The 1244-nt window shown below is 63.3% G+C and carries 2 protein-coding genes and 1 pseudogene; 2 read left to right on the top strand and 1 reads right to left on the bottom strand.

The window, feature by feature from the left end; all coding sequences use genetic code 11:
• Positions 1 to 643 (top strand): NAD(P)-dependent oxidoreductase (locus ENZ75_RS32245; protein WP_128278629.1); only part of this gene is annotated, 643 nt, incomplete at its 5' end.
• Between the two features lie 82 nt (positions 644 to 725).
• On the top strand, positions 726 to 1130 hold the full coding sequence (locus ENZ75_RS32240; protein WP_024501916.1) for a hypothetical protein: 405 nt from the start codon (positions 726 to 728) through the stop codon (positions 1128 to 1130).
• Here the strand turns inward: ENZ75_RS32240 and ENZ75_RS35470 are convergent.
• Positions 1131 to 1244 (bottom strand): annotated as a pseudogene (locus tag ENZ75_RS35470) (gamma-glutamyl-gamma-aminobutyrate hydrolase family protein); the annotation flags it as partial. It lies immediately after the preceding gene.

Genomic DNA, 1244 nt, shown 5'->3' with positions numbered 1-1244 from the left:
GTTGATCAACACCATCCGCGACCTGCCGCGCGCCGAGACCTGGCTGCGCGACGGCAGCTGGGTGCGCAAGGGCAACTATCCGCTGAGCCGGCTGACCTTGCGCGGGCGCAGTGTGGGTATTTTCGGCATGGGCCGCATCGGGCAGGCCATTGCCCGGCGTCTGGAGGCCTTTGGCTTGCCGGTCGCCTACCACAACCGGCGCCGTGTCGAAGGTCTTTCCTACCACTATCATGCGACCCTGAAAGGGCTTGCCGAAGCCGTGGATACGTTGATTTCGGTCGCGCCGGGCGGCGCCTCGACGGAGAAGGCGGTCAATGCCGAGATACTGTCGGCGCTTGGCGCCAACGGCGTCTTCGTCAACATCGGCCGTGGCAGCACGGTCGATGAGGCAGCGCTTGCGGCAGCCCTTGCCAACGGCACCATCGCCGCTGCCGGCCTCGATGTCTTTGCCGACGAACCGAACGTGCCCAAGGCGCTGCTCGACGCGCCCAACACCTCGCTGCTGCCGCATGTCGGCTCGGCCTCGGACCATACACGCCGCGCCATGGCGGATCTGTGCGTCGACAATCTGGTGTCCTGGTTCACCGAGCGCCGGCCGCTGACGCCGGTGCCCGAGACGGCGCATGTGAAGGCTAGAAACTGATCGGTGGCTGCCACATTTATTAACGTCAGCTTAACCCTTTGGAATCATTGTTCAACCTGTCCGTGTACGTGGATGAAGAATGATGAAAGCACTTTCCGCATTGATCGCTGCCGCAGCGCTGTTTGGTGGCATTCAGCTGTTTCATGGCGGCAGCCGGGAAAGCGTAGCCAACGAGGCCGCCCCGTCCAACAGCTACAGGCTGGTCGCCAATGGCGATGAGGCGGTCTGTGCAGTCAGCCGCGGGGCCGAAATTTCGGACGGTTTGTCGTTGCTCACCGTTGCTCCCAAATGCCGTCGGCTCTTGCCGGGCATAGAACAGGCGAAGTTCTGGCGCGAGCAAAACGATGGCACCGTTGCCTTCAGCGCCAATGGCACCGATCCAATCGTCACCTTCGCGGCTGCCGATGGCGACGGCTACGAATCCTATGCCCCGGCGCTGCCGCTGCTGTCGCTGGCGGCCACCCGTGATAAAAAATCCGGCGACTGATTATTCCGCTGCGGCCCGCGCGCCGGCCTTCGCTGCGGCGTGCAGCCGAACCGCATCGCCGAAGGCACGGAATATTTTCACCGAATTGCTGTCCGACTTGACCCAGTATTCCGG

The organism is Mesorhizobium sp. M7A.F.Ca.CA.002.04.1.1 (genome assembly GCF_004022805.1).
GTDB classification, from domain to species: domain Bacteria; phylum Pseudomonadota; class Alphaproteobacteria; order Rhizobiales; family Rhizobiaceae; genus Mesorhizobium; species Mesorhizobium ciceri.
Note: the sequence above shows the minus strand (reverse complement) of the source record. Positions and strands in the feature narration are given on the sequence as shown.